A 19,388-nucleotide genomic window follows, 5' to 3' on the forward strand; every position below is an offset into this window, starting at 1 on the left:
AGCTCGAACTGCTCACCGACACGCTGCGCAAGACGATGACGGCGACGTCGGGTCGGCAACTCGATCATGCGCTGACCGACCTCGGTTGGCCAGACCTGCTTACCGAAATACCGTACGTGGCAATACCTCTGGTGTTCCGCCTGCTCGGCGAGACCGGCGCGCACGCGCCACTGCTCAACGATGTCATCTCCCACGCCGCCGGTACATCCCTCGGCGCCACGCACCCGCTGCCGTTCGCGGGCGGATCGTGGGTCGTCTGGGAGCGCGCCGATCGGCCCGGCACCACGGTGGACGAGGAACTCCCCCTGCACCCGGTAGCGACCGGAACCGCTGTCGGGGTGGCCGCCGGTCGTCATGCCCTGGCCTGGTGGCTGCTCGGCAGCAGCCGCGCCATGCTGTCGCTGGCCCGCCGACATGCCTTGGACCGCAAGCAATTCGGCCGTCCCGTCGCGTCGTTCCAGGCGATCCGGCACCGTCTCGCCGAGACGCTGGTCGCCATCGAAGGCGCCGAGGCCACCCTCACGGCCGCCGACGACGAGTTCGGCGCGCTGCTGGCCAAGGCCGCCGCCGGACGCGCGGCACTGATCGCGGCTCGACACTGTCAGCAGACACTCGGCGGTATCGGCTTCACCGCCGAACACGACCTACAGCGGCATATCCGCCGCGTCCTGATCCTGGACGGATTGCTGGGCAGCACAAGGGAACTCACCCGCGAGGCCGGCACCCGTATCCGTACCGCGGGCGCGGCACCGCGCCTGGTTCACCTGTAGATCCAAACCGCAAACTCCGAGGCGCCATGAAATTCGCTCCAACCGCGATCGGCTATCTCCGCAGCGATGTATCCGGAATACGGCAGGGATGGGACGAAACCCAGATCCGGAGCCTAGCCGGGCGTCTCGGCTACAACCTCACCAAAACCGTTGCCTTCAGCGCCAAGACCGACAATCCGGTCGCACAACTGGTCGCCCTGGCTCGGAAGATGAACGCGGACGCGGTGATCGCGCCCGGCCTGATCCATTTCGGCGGTGCGGTACCGCGCGAACTGGACCAGATCACGGCCGTGATCACCGTCGTCTCGGACACCGTCTGAATCGATTCGCCGACTTTCTGAACGCCGGTCGAGTTTCCGAACACTGACTTACTGGTCCCAACAAAATGATCAACGTGGTGGCGTCGGGCGCGTCTGGTAGCGGGCTGCGGTTGAACGGACCTCAGTCGGCGAGATAGCGCAGCATCACCACGGTGTTGAAGTGCCGCGTCTCGGCCAATCGAAGCTGGATGCGCTTGTCCAGCAATGGGAACAGCGGTGTGCCGCCCCCGAGCACCACGGGCAAGACGAACAGCTGGTACTCGTCGATGAGCCCGTGCGGCATCAGCGAGGCCGCGAGGCTCGCGCCACCGACCTCCATGACGCCATCGCCCCCAGCCTTCAGCCTGCGGACCTCCTCGACCGCGTTCTCACTGATCAGGGTGCTGTTCCAGTGGACCTCGGTGAGCGTCCGGGAGAAGACGACCTTCGGCTTGTCGGTCCAGAGCCTGCCGAACTCACGCTCGATACGCGGCGCGTCCTCGGGCACGTGCGGCCAGTACTCGGCCATCAGCTCGTACAGGCGACGGCCGTGCAGCGAGACCTCGATCTCGCGGTAGCGGTCATTGTGGAACTGGTGCAGCTCATCGTCCGGGTTGGTCCAGTCGATGCGGCCGTCGCGGTCGTTGACGTAGCCGTCCACGGACACGCCGAACGAATAGATCAGTTTCCTCATGACCGAGTAGACGTCCTGCGCGCTCGAAACTCATCGGCATCGGTCGGCAGGCGAATGGCTGGCGGGACGCGGTGAGAGACGTGCCCCGGGTCGACGGGTGGAGCCGGTAGAGCAGGATCGTGTCCGGCCGGGTTATGTTGATGGCCGCGAGGTGTATTCGGCCCAGTGGTCGACCGCCTGTTCGAGACTGAGTGCCGCGACCTCGGCAGGAGCCATCCCGACCGTATGGATCAATCGCTGTGCGAGCCAATCGGGGACAGGTTCGCGCATCGGTGTCGGTGGAATTCCGAGCGATTCGGCACTGCGGCCGAGTCGCTGGACCACTTCGCTGAGTTTGCTGAATTCCGGTAGCCGACTGGCCGCCGTGACGATACGGGCGGTTGCTTCCGCGTAGACCTCGGAGTCGGCGCGTGCTCCGATCGTCCAGATCTCGCAGATCTCGATCGTCTGCTGGTCGACGACCCGGTACACGATCCGCCACGTGTTGCGGCCGACGACAAGCTTGCGGAACCCGGTCAGTTCGCCGCCGAGTGGATAGCCCGCTTGCGGTGAATCCAGTAGCAGGAGCACCTTTTTGAGGACTTTGGGCACGGCGTCGGGGCCGAGTTTTCGAAGATCGTCGATTGCCGCATCGGTGAAGAGGACTTCGACCATCGGTTTACTCGTGGTCGTCGAGTTCGGCGAGGGATTCCCTCGTGTGCCCGAAGGCGCCGAGTACATCGTCCAGTGGCGTTCGGTTCCCGCTGTCGGTCGCGGCCCGGGCGAGCACCAGTGCGAGGTCGCGCAGGTCGGACTCCGCGCGATCCAACTCGGCGAGCCGATCCATGCTGACCACGGCCGCAACCGGCCGATGATGGCGGGTGACCACGAGGTCGGTGCCTCGTTCGGCATCCGCTACCAGTCCAGCGACACCTCGCTGCGAGGCGTCGGAAACGCTCAGCTCACGAGTGTTGCGCAGAATGGACATGCCATAACTGTACAGAATTCTAGCTAGATTATCTATGCCGTGCCGCCTGCGGGAACGGTCATCCGGGTGACGGGGCGATCAGCGCGTCGGCGTCGGCGTTGCGCACCTGATCGACCAGCGGAATCAGACTCGCCGCCTTCGGCCAGATCAACACGTACCCGAGGCGGCGCGCCGGCCGCCGCACCTGCGCGGCATCCCAGTCCGGTGCTGCCGTCACGTTCGGGGCGATCCACCCCAGCGCGGTCGGTAGCACTCGCATCACGACCACCTCCCCAGCGCCTCGAGGCCCCGCGGGGTGATCGAGTAGCGCGACTGGTGGGACGTAGTCGCGATCGGACCCCGTGCCGCGAGCTGGCCTGTCGCCCGGCGCGCGTCCAACTGGTCAGCTGCGCCTGCGCCTTGATCGGGTCCACGTGCCCGAACAGACACGGTCCCGCATAGGCGACCGGTGGGGTGGTAAGCGTCTGGCCGCCGAGTAGTGCGGCGCTGACAGCGACAACCGAGATGACTGCCCGAATCCCGTTGAATCCCACGGACATTCCTCCATTACCTACAACTCCCGTACCCCACAGGAGAGATCAGAACCGTCCCCGGCCACGCACAGCCGGGGACGGTGTTGTGACGTGCACGCGTCACAACGTTCTTCTGCGCGCTTCCTGGCGATCGACGGTGGCGGGACGTAGCTCACCGGGCTTGTTCCGCGATGCGGATGCGCTCGAGCGCGGCGGCCAGGCGCGGGCAGGAAGTGGGGGCGCAGGTGCCTTTATCCCGGTTGACGATGACGATGCCGTGGGCGTGCTCGTAGGTCAGACCGGGGGGCACCTTGTCGCAGCGGTCCATCTCGCGCGCCATCTCGGGAGTGAGCCGGTTCACCGTTCTCCCCATTCGCGGACCGCATCAGCTATCCGCTCGACGAATTCAACCGACTGGCTTATCGGCCGCGGTGGCCCACGGTGACAGCGGCGCAGACCGGGTCGTCGGTGCTGCCGCCCTTGACCGCCTCGACCAGGCTTTCACTGGTGGGTAACGTCATCGCCTCGGAGCTCATCGGACAGCCTCCCGAGTCGGACGGATCAGTCCAGCGTTCACGCGAGTCCAATACGCTGTGTGCTTGGAGTCGCACAGTTCACTACTGGGGTTCCCGGGTGACGAGCTTCGACGAGCTGCTGACGGTTGGGCGTTTAGCGGCCGAGGAAGGTTGCCGACTTCTGAGGACTGCTGAACCAGGAAAAATCACGGTCAAAGACGACCGTGATTTCGTTACGGATCTCGACCTACGCATCCAAGAGAAGGTCTGCCGGTTTCTCGGCAGCCGTACTCCGGGCATCGGATTTGTTGGAGAAGAAGCTGGCCAGCATGAGGAGTCCGACCACGAACAGCCCTATCGCTGGATACTCGACCCCATAGACGGGACGTCGAATTTCATTCACGGGATCCCGCTATGCGCTGTGTCATTAGCTCTGGTGCACAACGGTATTCCGGTGATCGGCATCATCAAGGCGCCATTCTTGGACCTGGAGTACCATGCGAGCGCGGGGCATGGCGCCTTCCGAAACGATGCTCGAATAAAGGTGAGTCACACGGATTCTCTTGAAAATGCGATCGTTTCGATAGGTGACTATGCCGTCGGAGCCGATGCTGCCGAGAAGAATCGGCAGCGCTTCGCCGTGACAACCGCGCTCGCGGGACGAGTCGAGCGAGTGCGCATGCTCGGATCGGCAGCATTGGATCTCGCCTGGGTCGCCGACGGGCGCCTCGACGCGTGCGTCTCGCTGTCCAACAAGCCGTGGGATACCGCGGCTGGCGTTCTTATCGCACGCGAAAGTGGCGCTGTCGTAACGGATTCCGATGGCAGCGCGCACAGCCTGACTGCGGAACATACCATCGCGGCAAGCCCGGCCATTGCTCCGCTCTTGCTCGATCTGATCGCAAGCGCCCGGTAGTGCGGCCGCACGGCTCCGCCAGAGATCAATGCGGCGCTGACTGCCCTTCGAGAGTGAGCGCGCGATAGATGGCGACAACCGTTGCGGCGCCGATAATCTCGCCGCGATTGATCATCTTCACCGCCTCGTCCAGCGGTATCCAGCGGATGTCTTCGGCTTCGTTGATGTCCGGCGCCGTGTCGGTGAGGTCGGCACCTCGCGCGACGTAGATCTCCTGCGGCTGGTCCAGGCTGCCGATCGACGGCTGATAGGTGACCAGGCGCTCCATCGATCGCGGCCGCCAGCCGTCTCTTCCTCCACCTCGCGCGCGGCTGCAGCGGCAACGTCTTCGGCGTGATCGACATAGCCGCCGGGTAATTCCCACACCCACTTGTCGATAATGAACCGATGCCGGTACATCAATAGGGCCTCGTGGTCCTCGTTTAGTACCAACGTCATCGCGCAACGCGGCATTCGCACCACATACTGCGTGAACTGCACGCCATCCGGCAACTCGACATCGACCGTCGACAATCGAATGTGCCGGTTCTCATCTACCAGCCTCTCGCCATGGATCTTCCACTGGGTGCGCTCCACGGCTCGACCCTACGCCCACGGGAGGACCACCTTGGGATCTTCTTATGCGGCAGGCCCTTGCGGGCACAAGTTGCGACCGAGCTGCTGGAGACCAGTCGATACCGGTAACGAGTCACTGACTTCCGACAGGAATTACGCCCGGTGATCGGTGAGTTCCGCGTCACCCACTGCCATGGCGCCATTCGGCTGCTTCCAAACCAACTCTTCACAAGGCTATTGCCGTTCGGTCACCGTCGCGATGACCGGGAACTTGGTGTTGAGGGTCAGCGCGGAGATCGGTGTGAGGTCCGGGTTGTCGATGGTCAGCTCGAACCGGCTGACTATGGTCGAGAGCGCCAGCTGCATCTCCATCATCGCGAATGCGTTGCCGATGCAGAGGTGTCCGCCCGCGCCGAAGGGCAGCCACAAGTTCCGGTCACGGCCGGCGACCGCGTCGGCGGCGAAGCGGTCCGGGTCGAAGGTATCGGGCCGGTCCCAACACTCGGGGTTTCGGTGTGCGTGGTAGAAGCTGTACATCAGCGGAGTGCCTGCCGGGATGTGGTAGCCCCCGATCTCATCGTCCTCGGCGGCGCGCCGCTGCCCCATCCATGCCGGCGGTTTGAGCCGCAACACCTCCTCGAGTACCTGCTTGCTGTAGGGCAGCGTGGGCAGGTCGGCCAGGGTGGCATGCCTGCCGGTCAAGGCGCTGTCAACGTCATCGCGCAGCCGCTGGTGCACCTCCGGATGCAGTTGCAACAGCAGTATGGCCGACGTCAATGCCGAGGAGCTGGTCTCGTGACCGGCGAAGAGCATGGTAACGACCTCGTCACGCAGTTCCAGGTCCGTGAGTTTCTCGTTGGTATCGGCGTCCGTGGAGTTGATGAGCATAGACAGCAGCCCACCGCTGCCGGAGTCGCGCAAGTCGTCGATCACCTTGTAGACGATGGCATCCATTTCGGCGATCCCGCGCCAGAAACGGCGATGGCTGGGCGTCGGAAACTTCAAGGGAACCAAGGGCATTCGCACGAACTTCCCCAACTCGGCGTTCACCTTCTGCGTCGCGCGGGCGAAGCCGGTGACCTCCGGGCCGTTGGGATCCAATCCGAACAGCGCCCGCACCACGATCCGCAGCGTGAGGTGGCTCATCTGCTCACCGATATCGACCGTCCGTCCGGCGCGGGCGTGTTCGGCCCATTCGTCACACATGGAGTCGATCTCGGCCACCATGATCTCGGTCAGCGCACTGATCTTCTTGTGGTGGAAGGCCGGTTGGACGAGGCGCCGGTTGCGTCTCCACCGGTTGTGGTCGGCGATGGTCGCCAGCCCTCGCCCCACGAACGGCTCGATGATGTCGTACATCTGGGTCTCGCGGGTGAAGTTCGCCATGCGCTCCTGCAAGACGTACTTGATGTGGTGGGGATGGGTGATCCCGACCATGCTCCCGTTGATCAGTTGGAACCGAAAGACGTCGCCGTGGTGGGTCATGGAGTCGGAGAGGAACGAGATCGGGTCGACGACAAAATGTTTGGTATTCCGGAGGCGGCCGGCGACCATCGGGGGCAGGCCGCTGACTGTGGAGGTGGAAGACATGAGAATAAGTAGAACCGATCTCCTCGGAATCCGGCTGATTTTCAGTGGTTGTGACTGGAGGCCAACTCCCGCAACAGGTCCCGGCCGGCAAAGCCGCTGGCGTTCTCATCGCACGCGAATGTGGCGCGTCGTAACCGATTCCGATGGCAGCCCGTTCAGCCTGACTGCGGCACATGCCATCGCGGCAAGCCGGGCCGTTGCTCCGCTCTTGCTCGATCTGATCGCAAGCGCCTGGTAGCAACGCCACCAGATCGGCAAGCGAGAGATCGTTCTCGCCGCCGAGTGCTCGCCGCCTCGCCTATCTGCCGATTCGACACCGCCACCATCCGCATTCGGCGAAAAGCCATTCCGCCACAACCAGAATCAGCTCCCAGGTCGCCGTCACCCGCACACGCCGCAGTCGACCTACTGCATCTTTTCCTTCATCTCGTCCAGATGCACCAGAATCGGCAGACCGGAATGGCTGAGGGCATTGCCGTGGCCGGTCTGGTGCACATCGAAGACCGATTGGATGGCGGCGTAGAAGCCCTGTATGTCGAGCGTTTGATTCACCGCACGCTTGGCCTGACGCAACCCGAACGGCGGCATCGCCGCGATCTGTGTGGCCAGCTCGGTGGTCTGCGCATCCAACTCGGCTCGCGGCACTACCTTGTTCACCATGCCGACCTGCTCGGCCTCGCGCGCGGTGACCGGACGTCCCGTGAACAGGATCTCCTTGGCCTTGCGCGGGCCCAATTCCCAAGTGTGCCCGTGATATTCGACGCCGCCGATACCCATCAGCACGACCGGATCGGAGAAGAGCGCGTCCTCGGCGGCGACGATCAGATCGCACGGCCAACACAGCAGCAGGCCACCGGAAATGCAGCGGCCCTGCACCGCGGCGATGGATGGTTTCGGCACATTCCGCCAGCGCAGCGAATACTCCAGATAGCGGCGCGATTCGACGTTGTAGATCATGTCCAGGGTGATCTTGTCCGGTAGCGGGCCGCCCGAGCGCAGATCATGACCGGAGGAGAAATGCTTGCCTTCGGCCCGCAGGACGATCACCGATACGTCGTCGTCGGCCGCCGCCCGAGCCCATGCCGCATCGAGTTCGTCCAGTAGCTCACCGTTCTGGGCGTTCGCGACCTCGGGACGGTTCAGGGTGATGGTCGCGATCTTGTCGGCGACGGCGTACAGAATATGCATGGCGAACTCCGCTACCTGGGCAGTCCGAGCACTCGCTCGGCGACGATATTGCGCTGAATTTCGGAGGTGCCGCCGGCGATTGTTCCGGCGAAGCTGCGGACATACCGTTCGAACCAACTGCTGATGAAATTGTCATTGTTCAACGGGTTGAACGGCGCGGTCATTGCCGGATGGATCAGGCCGTCGGGGCCCTGTGCGGACAGCGCCTGTTCCGAACCGTTCTGCACCGCCTCGGAACCGAGCAGTTTCAGCACCGACAGCGCGGCCACGTCCTGTTGGCCCCGCGCCTCGCGCGCCAGCGCCGCCGACCCGAGCAACCGCAGCGCCTGAGCATCCATGACCAGCGTCGCGTACCGGTCGCGGTCGAGCACGGTGCGCGGGTGGAAGTCCTCGATCAGCTCCTGCAGCCGGCCGGCGAAACTGAGCCACAGCAGCGTGCGCTCATGTCCGAGCGAACCGTTGGCCACGCCCCAGCCGCCGTGCAGCGGGCCGACCAGATTTTCCGCGGGCACCCGGACGTCCTCGAAGAAAACCTCGTTGAAGTCCAGATCGTTCGGTCCGCAGATGGAAGCGAACGGTCGCCGGGTCACGCCGGGAGTATCGGTGGGGATCAACAGCACGCTGATGCCCTTGTGCTTGGGCGCATCCGGATCGGTGCGCACGAAGGTGAGCAGCACGTCGGCGTCGTGTGCGCCGGAGGTCCATACCTTCTGCCCGTTGACCACGAAATGATCGCCGTCGCGCACGGCCCGGGTGCGCAGCCCGGCCAGATCCGACCCAGCCCCCGGTTCGCTCATGCCGAGCGCTGCGGTGATCTCGGCCCGCAAAATCCTTGCCGCCCAATGCTTCTTCTGCTCCGCGCTGCCGAACGACAGCAGCGAGGCGGCGATGATGCCGAGCCCCTGCGGATTGAAGCTGTGATAGATGCGCCGCTTGGACAGCTCCTCCAAATGCACATACTGCTGCAGGATTCCGGCATTGCGGCCGCCGAATTCCGGTGGGTTGCCGGGTAGCAACCAGCCGTGGTCGAACTGCAGACGCTGCCATTCCCGCGCCCACGGCGGGACCTCCGCACTGGAGATCGGCCGATCCTGGGCCGCCACCGCCTCGTCGGGCATGAATTCGGTGAGGAAGGCGATGAATTCGGCCCGGAACTCCTCGACCTCGGTATCAAAAGTCAGTCGCACGGTACTCCTCGGCGATCAGCGCCCGGTGCTCGGCCGCGCCGCCGAGCAACAGCTCACCGGCTTTGGCCCGCTTGAGCGCGAACTGCAGGTCGTTTTCCCAGGTAAAGCTCATGGCACCGAACAACTGCATGCCGCGTCCGAACACCTGTGACTGGCATTCGCCGGCCGCGGCCTTGGCCATCGACGCCGCCAGGCGCCGCCGCGGATCGTTCTCGCGGATCGTCATCGCCGCGAAATACGCCAGGGCGCGGGCTCTTTCGATCGCGATGTGCATATCGGCGGCCTTGTGTTTGACCGCCTGGAACGAGCCGATCGGCACGCCGAACTGCTGTCGGCTGCGTACATGCTCGAGCACCATGTCCAGTACCCGTCGACACGCGCCGACCATGGTCAGCGCCATTCCGGTCGTGGCCAGGTGGCGCGCGGGCTGCGGATCGACGCGCAGGTAGCGATCGTCCGGAACCCGCACCTCGACAAAGCTCACTTCGGCGAGATGCAGCACCGGATCGAACACGGCCGCACGCCGCACGATGACGTCGTCGGCGGGCACCACGAAGACACCGGCCTCGGTCACGACCGCCAGCTGCCGCGCCCGATCGCCGTCGAGCACGTGACGCGCGGTGCCGCTCAGCAGCCAGCCATCCCGGTCGCGCACCGCCGACACACCGTCGTACACCGCGGCGCCCGGTTCACCCTGGCGCACGAAATCCGGTGCGAGCGGCGCGAATTGGGTCATGGTGGCCAGATACGGGGTCGGGTCGGTGGCCCGCCCCAGCTCCTCCAGCACGATCCCCAGTTCCACCGCGTCGGCCGAGTCGGTCAGCTCCATCCATCCCAGCTCCGCATAGGTACGCCACAGTCCCTCGGGATCCGCGCCCTTATCGGCGACCTCGCGGATCAGGGTCGGCGGACACTGCTTGGCGACCACCTCGCGGACGGTTTGCTGCCACAGCAGTTGATCGGAGTCGAACTCCAAAAGCATCCGGCCTGCCTCCTTGCCACTCCGACACACTCCAGATCCGAGAATATCATTCTCCAGTTCGGAAAGTAAGAGTCTCGCATTTGTTCGCTGACACAGCGTCCAGCCAACACGGAGACACCCCGTTCTCCGGTACAGTGCATCCATGTTCTCTCTACATGACCGAGGACCGGAGCGCCGGTGACCAGCCCGAGCGAAGAGCCCGCCTGGAAGCAGCGCGCCGTCGAGCGCTCGTTACGGACCGCGAAATTGCGGGCCGAACAGCGCGTTCAGCGCTTCCTCGACGCAGCGCAGGCCATCATCACCGAGAAGGGCAGCACTGACTTCACCGTTCAGGAAGTCGTCGATCGTTCGCGCCAGTCGCTGCGGAGTTTCTATCTGCAGTTCGACGGCAAGCACGAGCTACTGCTAGCCCTCTTCGAAGACGCACTCGTGCGCACCGCCGATCAGCTGCATGCCGCCGCCGACGCCAAGGCCGATCCGCTGGAGCGGCTGCAGGTAACCGTCGAGCTGTTGTTCGAGTTGTCGCGGCCCGATCCGGCCGCACAGCGCCCGCTGTTCACCGACTTCGCGCCACAGCTGCTCGTCACGCATCCGGCGCAGGTCAAGGTCGCACACGCACCGCTGCTCGCACTGTTCACCGAGCTCATGGAGCAGGCCAAACAGGCCGATCAGCTGCGCTCGGACGCGAATCCGCGACGGACCGCGGCGATGGTCATGCAGACGGTCATGTTCATCGCCCAGTCCACCGGCGGCACCGACGAGGAGACCGTGCACCCGCTGACCGCGACCGAGGTCTGGAACTTCTGCGCACACGGCTTCACCAAGAATTGAGAATAATATTCTCAATTCAGGAGAGTTTCACTTACACTCGGGGACATGCCCGACCTCTGGAATGATCTTCTCGGCTGTCTCGACCTGACCGCTCGGCCGTCCCTCGACGACGAATCCGTCTTCGAGGGACGCAACCAGCAGCTCGAGTACTACCGCGTCTTCGGCGGGCAATTGCTCGGCCAATTCATCCGCGCGGCCGATCTGACCTGCCCGGAGAAATCGGTCAAGTCGCTGCACGCACTGTTCGCCCGCGAGGGCAGGACAGATGAGCCGATCCGCTATCGGGTGCGCCGACATCACGGAGGCCGCTCCTTCGCCACCGTGACCATCGTCGCCGAGCAGAGCTACGGGGTCGTGGCCACCGCATCGGTGTCGCTGCACGCGGAGGCGGAGGGACCGGAACACCAGAGCGTGCCCGCCGCTCCCGCGCTGCTGAGCGCCGAGTACAAGGTGACGTGGGACCTGCTGCCCTGGGAAACCCGATCCGCTGTCGATCTCGACGACACCGCCTCCGCCGCACCGGAATTCGAGTTCTGGATGCGCACACCGGACGTCGATCCACGGCTGGCCCCGGCGATCATCTCCTACGCCACCGATCTCAACCTCATCGGCACCGCACTGCGGCCGATCGAAGGTGTGTGTCAGCGCGGCAACGGCACCGCATTCCATTCGGCGGTGACCTCGCACAGCGTGTGGTTCCACCGACCGTTGCGCACCGACGAGTGGCTGCTGCTGCGCCAGCACAGCCCGCTCATGGCGGGCAGCCGCTGTTTCGGCCGCGGCGACGTGCTGACCGAGAACGGCCGGTTGGTCGCCTCGTACGCGCAAGAAGCCATGGTGCGCTTCCCATCCGAGGTCGGGTGAACCCGTGGTCGTGAATCGAATGGTGATCAAGCGATCCTCCGACGCACCCGAGAACCGGCCGCACCGGGTGGTGCAATGGGCCACCGGGACCATCGGCGCGCGGGCACTGCGCGGCGTAGTCGAGCATCCGAAGATGGAGCTGGTCGGCCTGTTCGTGCACAGCGCGGACAAGGTGGGGCGCGACGCGGGCGAGTTCTGCGATATTCTCGCCACCGGTGTGCTGGCCACCGATGACATCGAGCGGATCGTCGAACTCGACGCCGACTGCGTGCTCTATATGCCGCTCGTGTTCGACGCGGAGGTGGTGATCCGCCTGCTCGCATCGGGCACCAACGTGGTGACGACATGCGGCCTGTTCCACCACCCGCCGAGTATGGATCCCCAACTGCGCCAACGCATTCAGCAGGCCTGCACACTCGGGGCCACCTCGATCCACAGCACCGGCAGCAGTCCGGGTTTCATCACCGAGGCGGTGCCGCTGGTGTTGTCCTCGATCCAGCGCCGACTGGACCGGCTGATGATCGACGAGTACGCGGATCTGTCGCAACGCGATTCGCCCGCCATGCTGTTCGACGTCATGGGTTTCGGGCGGCCACCGGGTGATTCCAACGCGGCCCGTGCGGAGCATCTGGCCGCGAGTTTCGGTCCGTCACTGCGGTTGGTCGGCGACGCGCTCGGCTGCCCGCTGGATTCGATCGACGCAGACGGTTCGGTTGCGACCGCGCGTGCGACCACCCGCATCGCGGCGGGCACGATCGAGCAGGGAACCGTTGCGGCCCAACGCACTACGGTCTCCGGTCTGGTGGCAGGCGAACCGGTGCTGAGCTTTCGCGCCAATTGGTATTGCACCACCGATATCGAGGCCGATTGGGACCTGCGCGATACCGGATGGCACATATCGGTGGTCGGCGACGCGCCACTGGAAGTGGATCTGCGCTTCCCGATTCCGCTGGAACAAATGGCCGCCGTATCCCCCGCCTATACCGCCAACCGCGCGGTCAATGCGATTCCCTCGGTGTGCGCCGCCGATCCCGGGATTCGGTCGACGCTCGACTTACCGCACATCGCAACGACACTCGGCTGAGCACACCACGACCGTGCTCGGCTGAGCAATCACGGCCGAACTCGGCTGAGCACACCACGACCGTACTCGGCCGAGCACACCACGGCCGTGCCCGGCCGAGCACATCACGGCCGTACTCGGCTGAGCAATCACGGCCGAACTCGGCTGAGCACATCGCGATCGTGCCCGGCCGAGCACACCACGACCGAACTCGGCCGAGCACACCACGACCGTGCCCGGCCGAGCACATCACGGCCGAACTCGGCCGAACAGCGTTGGCATACGCGATATCTGTTGCCGCAGCGACTGATTCGCGAGCACGTGACAGCGAGGCTTGTACATCGCGACCGTGCGCGGACTGAGCCGTTGTCGACCTATGCAATATCTGTTGCCGCAGTGTTTAATTCGCGACCAGGCGACGGCAAGGCTTGCGCACCGCGACCGTGCGCGGGCTGAGCCGTTGTCGGCCCACAGGATACCTGTTGCAGCAGTGTGTAATTCGCGGTCAGACGACAGTAATATCGGCCAGCAGGGTGTCTACCCGCGCCCGCGCTCGCGTGACTACGCCATCACCGGGAGCCACGTGGACACGGCCCGCTTCGATTGCGGCGAGCGCGGACTCGGCGACCTCGCGCGGGGAAAGGATTCCGCCACGTGCGGCGGCGAGGCTGCGCATCGAGGGGGTCGCGCCGGCATCGGCCGGTAATTCGATCGCGCCCAGCGTGGCCGAGTTCTGACCGAGCGGGGTGTCGACCAGCCCCGGGCAGAGCACGGTTGCGCCCAGCGCGGGCGCTACCTGCTTGAGCTCCAAGTCGAGCGTCTCGGTGAGACCGACCACCGCGTGCATGGTGCCGGTGTAGGGGGTGCGGCCGGGCAGCGGGGCGAGGCCGCCGGAGGAGGCGGTGTTGAGGAAATGGCCGGTGCCCTGCTCGATGAGCAGCGGCGCAAATGCCTTGACGCCGTGGACGACACCGAGAATCTTGACCCCGATCATCCGCTGCCAGGTGCGCGCGTCCTGGTCCCACAGCGGCGCGGCCGGGCACACCACCCCGGCGTTGTTGCAGACCAGATCCACCCGGCCGTAGGCGGCCATGGTGCGCTCGGCCAGCGCGCGCACCGATGCCTCGTCGCTCACATCGGCCACCACGGCCGTGACCTCGGCGTCGCGCAATGCTGCCGCCGCCGCGATCAGGCCGTCCTCGCGGATATCGGAGATGACGAGTCGTACCCCGCGCGCGGCGAGCGCCTCGGCCAGGCCGTAGCCGATGCCGCTCGCACCGCCGGTGATCACGGCGACCTGTCCCTCTTGTATCAGCATCGGCTGCTCCTCCTCGCCGGATGGATGGTGGGTCGAAATACCGTCAGAGGCTGAGAACCGATGCCGCCGCCGTACCGGGCGCCCCATAGACCTGGGCGTAACCGACACGGGGATTACCCGGCACCTGCCGCTCGCCCGCCTGGCCGCGCAATTGCAGCACCAGTTCATAGACCTGCCGGATGCCGGAGGCCCCGATGGGTTCGCCGTTGGCGAGTAGCCCGCCATCGGTGTTCACCGGCAGGCGGCCGCCGATCTCCGTCGCCCCCTCGGCGAGCAGCTTCTCCTGGTCGCCGTCGGCGCAGAAACCGTTCTCGGCCATATGGATGATCTCCGCGCCCGCGTCGGTGTCCTGGAGCTGGATCACATCGACGTCCTCGGGTCCGATCCCGGCCGCCTCGAATGCGGCCTGGGAGGCGTACACCGTCGGTGAGACGTCCTCATCGATGGCTGCCCAGGTGCTGTGTACCTCGTACGCGCCGTAACGGCGCGTACGGATCGCGCTCGAGCGCAGGTATACCGGGGTGCCGGTGTAGCGGTGCGCGATATCCCCGCGACACATGATCACGGCCGCGGCCCCCTCGTCCGGCGAGCAGAACATGTACTGCGTCAACGGATAGTTCAGCATCGTCGAGTTCAGGATCTCGTCTTCCGCAATCGGCTTGCGCCGGAAGGCATTCGGATTGAGCGCGCCATTGCGGAGGTTCTTGGCGGCGACCTTGGCCAGGGTGCGCTGGGAGATGCCGTGCTCGTGGATGTAGCGGTTCGCCTTGATCCCGAAGAACTGGGTGGTGACGAACTGTCCGTTCTCCGCGTACCACGCGGGCAGCCCGAGCTTGGCCGGATCGTCGGTGAACGCACCGCGCGGGTGTTTGTCCATGCCGACCGCGATGCCGATGTCGTATCGTCCGGACCGGATCGCCTCCGCGGTCTGTTCGATCGAACTGGCCGCGGTGGCACAGGCATTGAACACATTGGTGAACGGGATTCCGGTCAGCCCGACCAGCCGGGTCACGGCATCGGGGTTGCTGACCTCATAACTGCCGCCGAAACCGAACTGGATGTCCTTCCACTCGACACCGGCGTCGGTCAGCGCCAATTGGATTGCGTCGGCGCCCATTTCGATGGCCGACTTGGCGAAGCGGCCGAACGGGTGCAGGCCGACGCCGATGATGGCAACGTCGTTCATTCAAATCTCCTCGGTAGCCGTAGCCGCTGATCAGGCCGGTGCGAAAGCGACCGTGACGACTTCGTTCCCGTCGTCGTCGACATAAAGGGGGACGAAGGCCAGCTCGACATCCATCCCGAAGCGCAGCTCGGCCGGTTCGGCCACGGTCAGCCGGGCCTCCACCCGCACGTCATCGCCCAGTTGGATCAGTCCGATCCCGAACGGCTCGAAGCTTTCGGCCGTCTCCTTGCCCGCGTACGGCAGTTTGGGGACGAAGCCCTGGGTGGTCCAGGCCACGAGCGTGCCGCGTCGGGGCAGCAGCCGTTCGGACATGTCCGGGCCGCTGCACCGGGGGCAGCGTGGTTGTTTGGGCCAGGTGACCGCGCTGCATGCGGCGCAGCGGCTACCGATCAACTGCGGATTCTCCGCCGGCCACGTCGAGACATCGGGCGCGAGGGCCTTTGCCATGCCGTCCTCCATCAGGTGGAAATGTCATTCTTGTAAAATGTATACGCTATTTCCGACGAAATGCGAACCAGTTGCTCCGCCGCGGTGTACGCATCGAGTTGTCCGGCCGCGACCGAGTCCGCCAATGCCGCCAATGCCGGATCGGTCCGCAACCGGGTCTGGGCCAGGGACAGGATCTGCGCGCGTGCCCGCGCGGTCCTGCGGGCGAGGGTGTCGGTGCGGTGATGCACATCGATCGCAGCCACCAATTCGGCGATCCCGACGCCCTTGACCGCGACCAGGGTGAGGATCGGGGCGGCGGTCTCCTGATGCAAATCCCGCACGGTCTGATCGGCGCCTTCCCGGTCGGCCTTGTTGACGACCAGGATGTCGGCGACCTCGAGCAGACCCGCCTTCGCGGCCTGAATCGCGTCTCCCGCACCGGGATTCAGAATCACCAGGGTGGGGTCGGCGATCGCGGCGATCTCGATTTCGGACTGCCCGACGCCGACGGTTTCGAGCAGGATCAGCTCGTGGCCGAGTGCGCCGAGCAATCGGATGGCGGCGGGCACCGCGGCCGCGAGACCGCCCAGATGGCCGCGCGTGGCCACCGACCGGATCAGCACATCGGGATCATTGATGTGCTGCGCCATCCGAATTCGATCACCCAGCAGCGCGCCGCCGCTGTACGGCGAGGACGGATCGACCGCCAGCACCGCCACCCGCAGGCCCTGCTCGCGGTAGGCGGCGACCAGTGCCGCGATCGTGGTCGATTTGCCCGCGCCCGGCGGGCCGGTGACCCCGATGACCCGCACCGGGACGGCGTCGAGCAGCGCGAGCACCTCGTCGCGCTGTGGTCCCTCGACCGCGCTCAGCAACCGCCCCGCGGCCCGCACCGATCCGGCCCGCGCGGCGGCGATGAGCTCCGCAATGGTCCCCACGCGCTACGGAGCCGGAACCTCGATGACGGTGGCCGAACCCATCCCGCCACCCGCGCACAGTGCCGCGATTCCGAAACCGCCACCGCGACGCCGCAATTCGTGCACCAGCGTGACGATCATCCTGGCTCCGGTGGCGGCGACCGGATGGCCCAGCGAGCATCCGCTGCCGCTGAAGTTGACCCGATCGGGATCGATATCGAGCGCCTTGGTCGCCGCGATCGGCACCGAGGCGAATGCCTCGTTGATCTCGAACAGACTCACCTGCGACAGCGAAATACCGGCCCTGGCAACGGCCTTGGTGATCGCCTCGATCGGCGCCAGCCCGGTGTCGTGCGGGTCGACGCCGACCGAGGCCCATCCGCGGATGATGCCGAGGGCGGGCAATCCGAGCCGGTCGCTGGCGATGGCCAAGGCCGCGGCGCCGTCGTTGGAGCCCGACGCATTGCCCGCGGTGATGCTGAAGCCCTCGATCTCTGGGTGCAGCACCTTCAATCCGGCCAGCTTTTCCAGACTGGTATCGCGGCGCGGGTGCTCATCGACCGCGAACAGTCCGTGCGGAGTGTCGATCGGCACGATCTCCTCCTTGAACCGGCCCTCGTCGATGGCGGCGATGGCGTTGCGGTGCGAGCGCAGCGCCCATGCATCCATCTCCGCCCGCGAGATGCCGGACGCCACCGCGGTGTTCCAGCCGACCGTGATCGACATATCGAGGCAGGGCGCGTCCGGCCGGTCCGGATGGCTCGGCGCGACCCACGGGTCGATCCATTCGTCCTCGCCGACCCGGAAACGCACACGCGGCGCGGTGGATTCGGAATTCACGCCACCGGCGATGACGAGTTCGTCCATTCCCGCCCGGATGCCGGCGGCCGCGGTCTGCACGGCGGCCATGCCCGCGGCGCAATGCCGGTTGTGCGCCACACCGGCGACATTGGTCAGGCCTGCGGTGATCGCCGCGTGCCGGGCCAGCACGCCGCCGCCGTAGCGGCCCTCGCCGAGGACGACATCGTCGATGCGGGCCGGGTCGAGTCCCTCGGCGGCCGCGGCCACCACATGCTTGGCCAGGTCGAAGGCATTGGTATCACGCAGCGTGCCCTTGCGGGCGGTTCCGATCGGAGCGCGCAGGGCGGACACGATGACAGCTTCAGGCATTGGTGTTCTCCATTTCGGTGACAAGGTTGCGGCGCAGCAGTTTTCCGGTTTCGGTCTTGGGCAGTTCGCGGCGGAACACGATGGTGTCGGGCGTCTTCGACGACCGCAGTCGCGTGCGGACCCACTGTTTGATCTCGTCCGGCTCGCCCGCGCCGACGAGCACCGCGACCAGTCGCTGTCCCCACTCCGGATCCGGCACCCCGATCACCGCGGCCTCGGTGATGCCCGGATATTCCAGCAGCACATCCTCGATCTCGGCGGGCGCGATGTTCTCGCCGCCGCGGATGATGGTGTCGTCGGCGCGGCCTTCGATGAACAGGTAGCCGTCGGCGTCCAGGCGGCCCAGATCCCGGGTGGGGAACCAGCCTTCGGCGTCCAGGGCGCTGCGGCCGCCGTATTCACCGGAGATCTGTTCGCCGCGCACGAATACCAGCCCGACCTCCCCCACCCCGGTGGGCTCGCCGGACTCGGCGCGGATCTGGATCTCGATCCCGGGCAGCGGCTGTCCCACGGAGCCGAGCCGATCGCGGACGGCCGGATCATCCGAGGCGAAGGCCGCACGGTGATCGTCGGGTCCGAGTACCGCGATCGAGGACGCGGTCTCGGTGAGTCCGTACGCATTGACGAAGCCGGTGTCCGGGAACACCCGCAGCGCGTGCTCGAGCACCGGGCGCGGCGTACGCGAGCCGCCGTAGGCGAGACTGACGAGCGTCGGCACTCCCGCGTCGGCGCCGTCGACGGCCGCGACGATGCGAGCCAACATGGTCGGAACCAGCATGGCGTGGGTAATCCGTTCGCGCCGAACCGTTTCCAGCCAGCCGGACGCGTCGAACGCCGCCAGGTAGACCACCCGGCGGCCGGAGTAGAGATTCGACAGCAGATTCGTCAGACCCGCGATGTGATAGGGCGGCACCGACACCAGCGCCGCATCCGTCTCCTGCGCACCGCCGAACTCCACGGTGTTCAGCAAGTAGGCCATCAGATGCCGATGCCGCAGCAACGCCGCCTTGGGTTCGGAGGTCGTGCCGCTGGTGTAGATGATCGCCGCGACCGCATTGCCATCCCACGGCACCTCGAGTTCGGGCGCATCGGCGGCGCCCTCCTCGACCAGGGCATCGAGGTCGTCAGGCCGCAGCACCAGCGCCCCTGGATGACGCTCCAAGAGCATGGCCAGCTGTTGTTCGCCGAGCCGATAGTTCAGCGGCACGAATGGCACCCCGGCCAGCGCCGCGCCGAACAGCGCGACCGGATAGGCCAGGTGATTCGCGCCCAGATACAGCACCGCGGGGTGCCGCTGGAAGCGGACGGCCGCGCGACGCGCATTGCCGAGCAGGGCGGCGGCGGTCAGCGAGCGATCGCCGACCGTGATCACGGTCCGATCGCCCGCCGATGCGGCCATGTCTAGGATCATGCTGATATTCATGAGAACATTATT

General features: G+C 65.8%; 22 protein-coding genes and 1 pseudogene. 6 read left to right on the plus strand and 17 right to left on the minus strand.

The features are described from left to right. Positions 1–35: 35 nt before the first annotated feature. Entirely contained in the window at positions 36–770 is a 735-nt protein-coding gene (locus ACFYOW_RS08600; RefSeq protein ID WP_387286087.1) for an acyl-CoA dehydrogenase family protein, read from the plus strand. Between the two features lie 26 nt (positions 771–796). Beyond that, positions 797–1,090 (plus strand): hypothetical protein, encoded by a 294-nt coding sequence (locus ACFYOW_RS08605; RefSeq protein WP_387285811.1) that lies wholly within the window; start codon positions 797–799, stop codon positions 1,088–1,090. Positions 1,091–1,211: 121 nt separating this feature from the next. Here ACFYOW_RS08605 and ACFYOW_RS08610 read toward each other — a convergent pair whose 3' ends face one another. From ACFYOW_RS08610 to ACFYOW_RS08630, 5 genes are all read right to left on the minus strand, one after another. Continuing rightward, positions 1,212–1,763 carry a dihydrofolate reductase family protein gene (locus ACFYOW_RS08610; protein ID WP_387285813.1) on the minus strand — a complete coding sequence of 184 codons (552 nt, stop codon included), beginning with the start codon at positions 1,761–1,763 and terminating at the stop codon, positions 1,212–1,214. A gap of 132 nt (positions 1,764–1,895) precedes the next feature. Further along, positions 1,896–2,417 carry a type II toxin-antitoxin system RelE/ParE family toxin gene (locus ACFYOW_RS08615; RefSeq protein ID WP_387285815.1) on the minus strand — a complete coding sequence of 174 codons (522 nt, stop codon included), beginning with the start codon at positions 2,415–2,417 and terminating at the stop codon, positions 1,896–1,898. Between the two features lie 4 nt (positions 2,418–2,421). Then, on the minus strand, positions 2,422–2,730 hold the full coding sequence (locus ACFYOW_RS08620; RefSeq protein WP_357466316.1) for a type II toxin-antitoxin system prevent-host-death family antitoxin: 309 nt from the start codon (positions 2,728–2,730) through the stop codon (positions 2,422–2,424). Positions 2,731–2,788: 58 nt separating this feature from the next. After that, positions 2,789–2,989, minus strand: coding sequence for a hypothetical protein (locus ACFYOW_RS08625; RefSeq protein ID WP_387285817.1), 201 nt, complete (start codon positions 2,987–2,989; stop codon positions 2,789–2,791). A 425-nt stretch (positions 2,990–3,414) separates the two neighbouring features. Further along, entirely contained in the window at positions 3,415–3,615 is a 201-nt protein-coding gene (locus ACFYOW_RS08630) for a hypothetical protein (RefSeq protein ID WP_387285819.1), read from the minus strand. 260 nt (positions 3,616–3,875) lie between these two features. Between ACFYOW_RS08630 and ACFYOW_RS08635 the strand changes: the two genes are divergently transcribed. After that, positions 3,876–4,673 (plus strand): inositol monophosphatase family protein, encoded by a 798-nt coding sequence (locus ACFYOW_RS08635; protein WP_387285820.1) that lies wholly within the window; start codon positions 3,876–3,878, stop codon positions 4,671–4,673. Between the two features lie 25 nt (positions 4,674–4,698). Here ACFYOW_RS08635 and ACFYOW_RS08640 read toward each other — a convergent pair whose 3' ends face one another. From ACFYOW_RS08640 to ACFYOW_RS08665, 6 genes and pseudogenes are all read right to left on the minus strand, one after another. After that, the gene (locus tag ACFYOW_RS08640; RefSeq protein WP_387286098.1) at positions 4,699–4,941 is read right to left on the minus strand and encodes a hypothetical protein; all 243 of its coding nucleotides are present in this window, start codon (positions 4,939–4,941) and stop codon (positions 4,699–4,701) included. 26 nt (positions 4,942–4,967) lie between these two features. Beyond that, a pseudogene (locus tag ACFYOW_RS08645) lies at positions 4,968–5,126 on the minus strand (NUDIX hydrolase); the annotation flags it as partial. A 336-nt stretch (positions 5,127–5,462) separates the two neighbouring features. Next, a complete protein-coding gene (locus ACFYOW_RS08650) occupies positions 5,463–6,818 on the minus strand; it encodes a cytochrome P450 (protein WP_387285823.1) in 1,356 nt (451 codons plus the stop codon). A gap of 405 nt (positions 6,819–7,223) precedes the next feature. Then, a complete protein-coding gene (locus ACFYOW_RS08655) occupies positions 7,224–8,006 on the minus strand; it encodes an enoyl-CoA hydratase (RefSeq protein WP_387285824.1) in 783 nt (260 codons plus the stop codon). A gap of 11 nt (positions 8,007–8,017) precedes the next feature. Continuing rightward, positions 8,018–9,193 carry an acyl-CoA dehydrogenase family protein gene (locus ACFYOW_RS08660; protein WP_387285827.1) on the minus strand — a complete coding sequence of 392 codons (1,176 nt, stop codon included), beginning with the start codon at positions 9,191–9,193 and terminating at the stop codon, positions 8,018–8,020. Next, complete coding sequence (locus ACFYOW_RS08665) at positions 9,177–10,175, minus strand: acyl-CoA dehydrogenase family protein (RefSeq protein ID WP_387285829.1); 999 nt, start codon at positions 10,173–10,175, stop codon at positions 9,177–9,179. The genes ACFYOW_RS08660 and ACFYOW_RS08665 overlap by 17 nt, the downstream gene beginning before the upstream one ends. Positions 10,176–10,352: 177 nt before the next feature. Between ACFYOW_RS08665 and ACFYOW_RS08670 the strand changes: the two genes are divergently transcribed. From ACFYOW_RS08670 to ACFYOW_RS08680, 3 genes are read left to right on the plus strand one after another with little or no spacing between them, the layout of a single operon-like run. After that, a complete protein-coding gene (locus ACFYOW_RS08670) occupies positions 10,353–11,006 on the plus strand; it encodes a TetR/AcrR family transcriptional regulator (RefSeq protein WP_387285831.1) in 654 nt (217 codons plus the stop codon). A gap of 45 nt (positions 11,007–11,051) precedes the next feature. After that, on the plus strand, positions 11,052–11,870 hold the full coding sequence (locus ACFYOW_RS08675) for an acyl-CoA thioesterase (protein ID WP_387285833.1): 819 nt from the start codon (positions 11,052–11,054) through the stop codon (positions 11,868–11,870). Between the two features lie 4 nt (positions 11,871–11,874). Further along, a complete protein-coding gene (locus ACFYOW_RS08680; RefSeq protein WP_387285835.1) occupies positions 11,875–12,954 on the plus strand; it encodes a dihydrodipicolinate reductase in 1,080 nt (359 codons plus the stop codon). A gap of 484 nt (positions 12,955–13,438) precedes the next feature. On the opposite strand, the gene ACFYOW_RS08685 is transcribed toward ACFYOW_RS08680, so the two are convergent. From ACFYOW_RS08685 to ACFYOW_RS08710, 6 genes are read right to left on the minus strand one after another with little or no spacing between them, the layout of a single operon-like run. Further along, positions 13,439–14,251, minus strand: coding sequence for an SDR family NAD(P)-dependent oxidoreductase (locus tag ACFYOW_RS08685; RefSeq protein ID WP_387285836.1), 813 nt, complete (start codon positions 14,249–14,251; stop codon positions 13,439–13,441). Positions 14,252–14,294: 43 nt separating this feature from the next. Further along, positions 14,295–15,437, minus strand: coding sequence for a thiolase family protein (locus ACFYOW_RS08690; RefSeq protein WP_387285838.1), 1,143 nt, complete (start codon positions 15,435–15,437; stop codon positions 14,295–14,297). 30 nt (positions 15,438–15,467) lie between these two features. Beyond that, entirely contained in the window at positions 15,468–15,884 is a 417-nt protein-coding gene (locus ACFYOW_RS08695) for a Zn-ribbon domain-containing OB-fold protein (protein WP_063039589.1), read from the minus strand. Between the two features lie 11 nt (positions 15,885–15,895). Beyond that, on the minus strand, positions 15,896–16,795 hold the full coding sequence (locus tag ACFYOW_RS08700) for an ArgK/MeaB family GTPase (protein ID WP_387286089.1): 900 nt from the start codon (positions 16,793–16,795) through the stop codon (positions 15,896–15,898). Positions 16,796–16,807: 12 nt separating this feature from the next. Next, a complete protein-coding gene (locus tag ACFYOW_RS08705; RefSeq protein ID WP_387285839.1) occupies positions 16,808–17,953 on the minus strand; it encodes a thiolase family protein in 1,146 nt (381 codons plus the stop codon). Further along, positions 17,946–19,376: a class I adenylate-forming enzyme family protein gene (locus ACFYOW_RS08710; RefSeq protein WP_387285842.1), complete on the minus strand. Its 1,431-nt coding sequence runs from the start codon at positions 19,374–19,376 to the stop codon at positions 17,946–17,948. Before ACFYOW_RS08710 ends, ACFYOW_RS08705 begins: the two co-directional genes overlap by 8 nt. Positions 19,377–19,388: the final 12 nt, after the last annotated feature.

This window comes from Nocardia sp. NPDC006982, from assembly GCF_042869435.1.
Lineage (GTDB): Bacteria > Actinomycetota > Actinomycetes > Mycobacteriales > Mycobacteriaceae > Nocardia.

Excerpts from the sequence above, each read along its gene's own strand:
- ACFYOW_RS08600 (WP_387286087.1), top strand. The coding sequence starts at position 36 with ATGACGGCGACGTCGGGTCGGCAACTCGATCATGCGCTGACCGACCTC.
- ACFYOW_RS08605 (WP_387285811.1), top strand. The coding sequence starts at position 797 with ATGAAATTCGCTCCAACCGCGATCGGCTATCTCCGCAGCGATGTATCC.
- ACFYOW_RS08610 (WP_387285813.1), bottom strand. The coding sequence starts at position 1,763 with ATGAGGAAACTGATCTATTCGTTCGGCGTGTCCGTGGACGGCTACGTC.
- ACFYOW_RS08615 (WP_387285815.1), bottom strand. The coding sequence starts at position 2,417 with ATGGTCGAAGTCCTCTTCACCGATGCGGCAATCGACGATCTTCGAAAA.
- ACFYOW_RS08620 (WP_357466316.1), bottom strand. The coding sequence starts at position 2,730 with ATGTCCATTCTGCGCAACACTCGTGAGCTGAGCGTTTCCGACGCCTCG.
- ACFYOW_RS08625 (WP_387285817.1), bottom strand. The coding sequence starts at position 2,989 with ATGCGAGTGCTACCGACCGCGCTGGGGTGGATCGCCCCGAACGTGACG.
- ACFYOW_RS08630 (WP_387285819.1), bottom strand. The coding sequence starts at position 3,615 with ATGGGGAGAACGGTGAACCGGCTCACTCCCGAGATGGCGCGCGAGATG.
- ACFYOW_RS08640 (WP_387286098.1), bottom strand. The coding sequence starts at position 4,941 with ATGGAGCGCCTGGTCACCTATCAGCCGTCGATCGGCAGCCTGGACCAG.
- ACFYOW_RS08650 (WP_387285823.1), bottom strand. The coding sequence starts at position 6,818 with ATGTCTTCCACCTCCACAGTCAGCGGCCTGCCCCCGATGGTCGCCGGC.
- ACFYOW_RS08655 (WP_387285824.1), bottom strand. The coding sequence starts at position 8,006 with ATGCATATTCTGTACGCCGTCGCCGACAAGATCGCGACCATCACCCTG.
- ACFYOW_RS08665 (WP_387285829.1), bottom strand. The coding sequence starts at position 10,175 with ATGCTTTTGGAGTTCGACTCCGATCAACTGCTGTGGCAGCAAACCGTC.
- ACFYOW_RS08675 (WP_387285833.1), top strand. The coding sequence starts at position 11,052 with ATGCCCGACCTCTGGAATGATCTTCTCGGCTGTCTCGACCTGACCGCT.
- ACFYOW_RS08685 (WP_387285836.1), bottom strand. The coding sequence starts at position 14,251 with ATGCTGATACAAGAGGGACAGGTCGCCGTGATCACCGGCGGTGCGAGC.
- ACFYOW_RS08690 (WP_387285838.1), bottom strand. The coding sequence starts at position 15,437 with ATGAACGACGTTGCCATCATCGGCGTCGGCCTGCACCCGTTCGGCCGC.
- ACFYOW_RS08695 (WP_063039589.1), bottom strand. The coding sequence starts at position 15,884 with ATGGCAAAGGCCCTCGCGCCCGATGTCTCGACGTGGCCGGCGGAGAAT.
- ACFYOW_RS08705 (WP_387285839.1), bottom strand. The coding sequence starts at position 17,953 with ATGCCTGAAGCTGTCATCGTGTCCGCCCTGCGCGCTCCGATCGGAACC.
- ACFYOW_RS08710 (WP_387285842.1), bottom strand. The coding sequence starts at position 19,376 with ATGAATATCAGCATGATCCTAGACATGGCCGCATCGGCGGGCGATCGG.